Here is a 6,154-nt window from a genome sequence, read left to right as displayed (position 1 = left end):
ATCAACGCCCACTGATCATCGGAAAGCAGCTGGAAACGCGACACGACCGGCAGCATCGCAGCAGTCAGTCGGAAAGTTTGTCAGACACGCCCTAGACGGCTTGTTCGATCTGCGGGGTCCAGATGTAGGCGAGCCCGGTCAGCGCGGCGACGAGCAGGAACGGGCCGACGAAGACGCCGGCGTAGAAGTGCAGCCGCAGCAGCAGCGGCCGCACGCCGGCCCAGGTGAACCGCAGCTCTGGAGCCGGCTTGCCTGTTTCGCCTGCGTCGGCTGTGCGCTCGTCGCTCTGGTCGATCGACATCGAGCTCCCTTCACCTCCGCGACGCCGGTTCGGTCGCTCGGGCAGAAGGTCGGCTCGAAAGGGTGAACGGTTCCGAGAACTTTTCGCGACCGCCCCGGCGCGGTGATCGCCGGTGGGACTTCGCGAGCCGGTCGCGGATCAGGAAAGGGTCTTGGCCGCGCGGAACCAGTTCGCCTCCGCTTCGGCGCAGACCCGACGACCGCAGCGATCTTGCCGCTCATCGTCGGCGGCTGCAGGTGGCAAGCCCGGCTCGCCTTCACGTTCGGGATCTCCCTCGCGCTCGGCGCCGGCTTCGGCTCCGCCACTGAGGTGAGAACTTTCGGCGCCACCGTCGCAGCCTGCCCAGCCCTCGCCCTGCTGCCGGCAGTCGAACCGCTCAGCCGAGCGTTGAACCGTCATCGGGCGCAGCCGGCAGCCGACGTCGGACAGATGCCGTCGCGGGTGCGTTGGCCTCCGTTGCCGACGCGGCGGTGGAGCAGACCGCCGAGCAGCGGGTGTGGTCGTTCCACGAGGCCGAGTGCGGCCGAGGACGCATCCCCACCGGCGCGGACCTCTGCCCTGATCGCGCAGGGCCAAAATTTTCTGGCGTCTTCCGCCGCCCGCGAGCCGGTAGCAGCTGACCCGGACTTGCGTCCGCACACCTGTGGTCCCTCAGCACTGGCATTGCGTGATCTCGACGAATTTCTTCCACAGTCTTCTGGCTACGCCCCAGAGAGCGGAGCGTTCGCGGTGGTCAGAAACGCTGAGAACAATGAGGTCAGCACAGCCCCTAGCGCATCGAGGACCGCGACTTCACCGGACTGGCTCGCTCGGCGGAAACACCGAAAAGCGCAGTGAAGAACGGCAGGACAACCGGGAGAAGGTAGCTCGCAGAGCGCGGTTCACGCGTCACCTCCTCGAAGCCCCGCTCGGCCGCGGCGCCGCTGCTCCTTTGATCATGGGCCGTCCCGCCACTGCACGCCCACAACGCATCGTGCGTCGCCCCGAGCAAGGACTCTGACCACACTTCTCCGCCCCCAGAACGCGCGCACACTGCGCGGCGGGCGTCGGATCGACCGCCAACAAGCCCCGCTGGCTCGCAAGTGGCGGGCTCGCCAGCCGGAGACATCCGGGCCTCTGCCCCCCTAGTCGAACCAGCGGGCCTCCACACGGTGATACCGAAATCCTTTCCGCTGTCGGCAGCAGAGTTCAACACGACGGCAGCGATGTTCCCGCGAAGCGACGGTTCAAACACGACCAAGATCCACGGGATCCGGCGCGAGTTTCCCGAGTTTGCGATCCCAGCGCAATCCCGACTCCATGCCGTCAGGAACAGGTTTCTCACCGTAATCGTTGTAGCGAGACCCCACAGGACTGCGACTTCACACTCATGACCACCTTGTCCTCAGGTCACCTTCGAACGACGTGAACACCATGGTTGTCACTCGAACGAGGCCCGCGTCGACTCTCCGTCGCACCGTCGAGACATCTATGGTGTGGTCCGATCCGCCGCAATCCACGATCGCACGCCGTCAGGTTCGCAGCCGGGCGACAGTGAGTGTCATGTTGCCGGCCCGTCACCCGTCTGGCGTCCCGCCCTGCTCGATCGCCGGAAGCGCAGCCTGGCCCACCGCAAAGGAGTGCGACATCGTGCCTCGGTTCACTTGCTCATGCCTATGCACGTGCACCCTTTCGGGGCACAGGGACACAGACAGGACATGTGACGGCGCGCGTTACGGCCACAAGTGTGATCCACGTAAAGGCATGAGAGTGAGGGGAACACTCGCGGGGACGCACAACGTTACCGCCGTCCGCAGGCATCCAGTTGCCCCTTTTGCACAGAACGCCGCCCACGATGGGGCAATACCTACGCCTGCCAATTGTGCACGTCCGTTTCCCATGCTACCCAGAGTAGGTAGCGTCGCGGCATTTGGGCTCAACGCTGGAAAACGACCACCGAAGCGCGGTAGGGTGGGAGACTCCAGATCGTCGTACGGCGTTGAGTCACTCGGCGGGGAGCGAGCGAATGAGCGCTGAGACAGAGTCGGACAGGCTCCTGACGCTGGCCACTCATCGCAGTCGAGGACGAGCGGAAAGCCGGTACCCGCACCTTCACCAAGCTCCACAGCAGGTACCTCCGCCGCCGCCTTTGTTCGTCAACCGCGCCCGTGAACTGTCGGCTATTTCCGACAGAGCCGGGAAAGCGAACGACGACCGGGCAACCGTGATCGCGCTGAGCGGTCTCGGCGGTGTCGGAAAGACCGCAGCGGTCCTGAAGTGGGCACACCGCCACCGCGACCGCTTCACCGAAGGTCAGCTTTACGTCAACCTCGCCGACTACCGCCGTCCCGGCGGTGTCGAGCTGTCCGAGGTGCTGGGCGGGTTCCTCCGCGGACTCGGCGTGCGCGAAGACTACGTGCCATCGTCGTTTCCCGAGCGCGCTGCCATGTTCCGGTCACGGACACTGACCAGACAGCTGCTGGTCGTTCTCGACAACGCCGACCAAGCCGCTCAAGTGCGCCCGTTGATCCCGGGATCCAGCAACAGCGTCGTCCTGGTCACCAGCCGCCGCAAGCTCGGCGGGCTCATCACCGAAGGCGCCGAATTCATCGACGTCGACCCCTTGCCGGCACCGGACGCCGAACTGCTGATCGCGGAGATACTGCCTGAACTGCGCACCGACGACCGCGCCGATATCCGCCGCTTGGCGGAGCTTTGCGGCGGACTCCCATTGGCTCTGTGTGTGGCAGGCGCGCAGCTGGCCACGCGACGACAGTGGTCCATACCACGGCTGATATGTTACCTGCAGGACGATCAGCAGCGACTGGAAAGATTGGCGTTCGAAGGCGAGGACGGAGTCCGGGCCATGTTCGACGCGGCGTACGGTGAGCTACCCGAGGCCGCTCGCCGGCTCTACCGGCTGCTGGGACTCCACCCGGGCCCACAGTTCTCCCTGGAAACGGCGGCGGCGATGGCCGGCCTGCCGGCGCACACCGCAGACGGTCTCCTCGGCGTCCTGCTCGCCTCCAGTCTCATCCAGGAAAGCGGCGAAGACCGCTTTCGCTTCCACGACCTGGTTCACCTCCACGCCCGCACGATGGTCGAGCGCGACGAGGCAGCCACCGCGATCGATTCCGCGGTCCGGCGCATGGTCGGGTGGTACGCGCGGGCCGCGGCAGTGGCCGATCGGGCGGTGCTGGGTGCCGGGCGCTGGCGGGTCTCCGAATGGGAGCCCGCCGATTCCGATCCGCGGTTCACCAGCCAGTCGGCCATGTCGTGGTTCACGGCCGAGCAGTCGAACCTCTTGGCTGCCGTCCACGAAGCCTGGCGTCTCGAAATGTACGAGACGGTGTGGACGTTCTGCGAGTCGCTGTGGGCCTTTTACTACAGCATGAAGGTCCACACCGACTGGCTGGACACGCACCGCTTGGGCGTGGACGCGGCACGACGGTGCGGCAACCGTCCGGCCGAGGCCCGGATTCGCAACCAGCTCGCGAGAGCATTCATCAGCTTGCGCGATTTCGAATCAGCCGACGAACAACTGGCGGAAGCGATCTCGGCCGCTCAAGGTGACCTGCATTCCGAAGCGGTCGTCGCCGAATCACGAGGCCTTCTGTTCAGGGCGTTGCGCCGGTTCGAGGCTTCCGAGGAGAACCTCCGGCGGGCGCGGGACCTCAACCACCAGCTGGGCAGCGATCGTGGCGTGGTCATCCAGACCTACCAGCTCGGGGACATGCTGTTCCAAGCCGGCCGCACGGATGACGGTCTGCGAACCCTCACCGAAGCGATGACCATTGCGGAACGCATTCAGGACAGCATGTGCGCAGCGAAGGTCGGAATCGCTCTCGGAAGCGCGTACGAGAGCCTCTCCCGCTTCGACGATGCCCGGTCGGTGCTCCGCTCCGCGGTGCGCACGACCCGCAACAACCGGCAGCCGGTGAAAGAAGCGCAGGCCTTGGAAATCCTCGTCAAGGTCGCCCAGCACGACAACGACCGGGAGTTGCTGCACGACTCCGCCCGACGGCTCGTCCAACTCTACGAAGCCACCGGGAGCCCGCTGGTCCACGTGGCCAAGAGCCTGCTCGACGAGCAGCGGCCTTGAGCGCCACCAGCTCAAGGGGCCGGGGTGTAGCCGAACTTCTCGACCTCGCCGGGCCGGAAACTGTACGCGACGTTGCCTGGCCGGTCGAGTGGATGGCCGTCGTACCACAGCCGGTACAACGCGACGGCTGCGGCGAACACGTCCTCGGTGCCGACTTCGATCCGGGTGCCGTCGACGAACCGGACCGCGCACCCGCCCTCGTGACGGTAAGCCGCGACACCGGTGTTGCGGGCACCGGACGGCGGCCCGGCGCCCACAGTGTCGTCGTGGGCAGCGGGCTGCAGCTGGAGCACGTTGAGCGCCCACTTCTCGCCGTCCAGCCGGCTGAGCGGATGAGCGTGGAGGAGTAGCTCGCAGTTGTACCGCGACGCGTCGTTCGTTTCGGCGTAGTCGGCCACCCGCCACGCATCGACGTGCAACGACGGCTCGGCGACGACACCGGGATAGCGTTCGATGCGGACCGTGCCGGTTCCCGGCTGGTCGCCCGCGTCGGACGTCACCGTGGCGACCCAGCTGGTCACCCGGCGGCCGAAGTCGGGCTTCGGGTCGTCGACCGGAGTCGTCCGCGGCGGCTCCACCAGGTCGGGAAGCCCCGCTCGGCTTCGCACGACGGAGCGAAAGTTCGCCCACGACCTCTTCCGCTCCTGGAAGATCGTGCTCGCGATCTCCTCGGCGGAGAACCGAGGGGGAGAGCCGACGTGGTCCTCGATCTGCCGGCGGAGGTCTCCGTCGACATCGAGCCGGGTGGCCTGCGCGCAAAGCCGCGCCAGGGGTGAGTCCGGCACGAGCTCCTTGCTGCCGTCGGAAGCGAGCAGGAACCGGCACCCGATCGCTGCAGCGTAGATCGACAGGGACGAGTGATCGCCCAAGACGACGTCAGCAGCGATCAAACCCGCTTCCCACGGTGTTCGCTGCGGGACGATCACCAGGCCGCTGTCCCTGGCGTCCCGGAGTTGGTCCATGATCGCGGCCTGTGAGTCCGCGGACCACACGTTCGGGTGCATGATGAGCAAGACCCGGTAGTGATCCATCGGCAGCTGACCGAGCAGGTTCCGCACCAGCCGCTTCGCGGTCCTCATGGTGGCGTACTCACCCCACGTCGACGTGACGGCGACGAGCTTTTGCCCGGGCAGGACCCCGAACCGATCTCGGAACTCTTCACGCCTCGTGCGCGACGCGACGATCCGGTCGAACACCAGGTCGCCAATCACCACCGCCCGGTCGACTGCGTCAGGAGCGCTTTCCGCCAGCTGGCCGATCTGGTCTTCGTGGGACATGCAGATCGCGCTCGGGATCACCTCCCCGGACGGCTTGGTGAGCTGGCTCTTGACCAACCCGGTCGGGTACCTGGCGCTGCCGGTCGACCACTCCACGATCCGGTGGTAGCCAGCCCCGTGAGGAACGACGACGACCGGCCCGTGCAGGTCGCCGAGGGCGGGGGTCGCGTGGGCAGCCAAGATCACGTCGAACCGCTTGGCCTGCGCTTCCGCCCAGGTCAAAACGTGATGACCGAGTTCCTCGATGTGCGCCCCCAGGCCACGGGCGAATTTGGACCCCGGCTCGACGACGAACTTGATGTGCGGGCTCTCGGGGTGCAGGGCCTCCAGCAACGTGTCCACCCGGTCGAGCTCCGTGAACGTCCTGATCACCACGAGCAGCGAAAACGGCGACAGCAGCGTTCGATAGTCACTGTCGTCTGCCGAGCAGTCACTCACCATGCCCCGATCGTGTTGATGAGATCAACTATTGCTACTCCGGGTAGCAGATGGTAC

At 66.3% G+C, this 6,154-nt stretch carries 3 protein-coding genes and 1 pseudogene; 1 reads left to right on the top strand and 3 read right to left on the bottom strand.

Features of this window, described 5'->3' with window-relative positions; translation table 11 throughout:
* Window positions 1–94: 94 nt before the first annotated feature.
* A pseudogene (locus ABZX11_RS23300) lies at window positions 95–301 on the bottom strand (PepSY-associated TM helix domain-containing protein); the annotation flags it as partial.
* Between the two features lie 138 nt (window positions 302–439).
* The gene (locus tag ABZX11_RS23295; RefSeq protein ID WP_354916149.1) at window positions 440–700 is read right to left on the bottom strand and encodes a hypothetical protein; all 261 of its coding nucleotides are present in this window, start codon (window positions 698–700) and stop codon (window positions 440–442) included.
* Window positions 701–2,306: 1,606 nt separating this feature from the next.
* Between ABZX11_RS23295 and ABZX11_RS23290 the strand changes: the two genes are divergently transcribed.
* A complete protein-coding gene (locus tag ABZX11_RS23290) occupies window positions 2,307–4,382 on the top strand; it encodes an NB-ARC domain-containing protein (protein ID WP_354916147.1) in 2,076 nt (691 codons plus the stop codon).
* Window positions 4,383–4,393: 11 nt separating this feature from the next.
* Here the strand turns inward: ABZX11_RS23290 and ABZX11_RS23285 are convergent, their stop codons facing one another.
* Complete coding sequence (locus tag ABZX11_RS23285) at window positions 4,394–6,100, bottom strand: hypothetical protein (RefSeq protein ID WP_354916144.1); 1,707 nt, start codon at window positions 6,098–6,100, stop codon at window positions 4,394–4,396.
* Window positions 6,101–6,154: the final 54 nt, after the last annotated feature.

It is taken from the genome of Amycolatopsis sp. NPDC004169 (assembly GCF_040610315.1).
GTDB lineage: Bacteria > Actinomycetota > Actinomycetes > Mycobacteriales > Pseudonocardiaceae > Amycolatopsis.
Note: the sequence above shows the minus strand (reverse complement) of the source record. Positions and strands in the feature narration are given on the sequence as shown.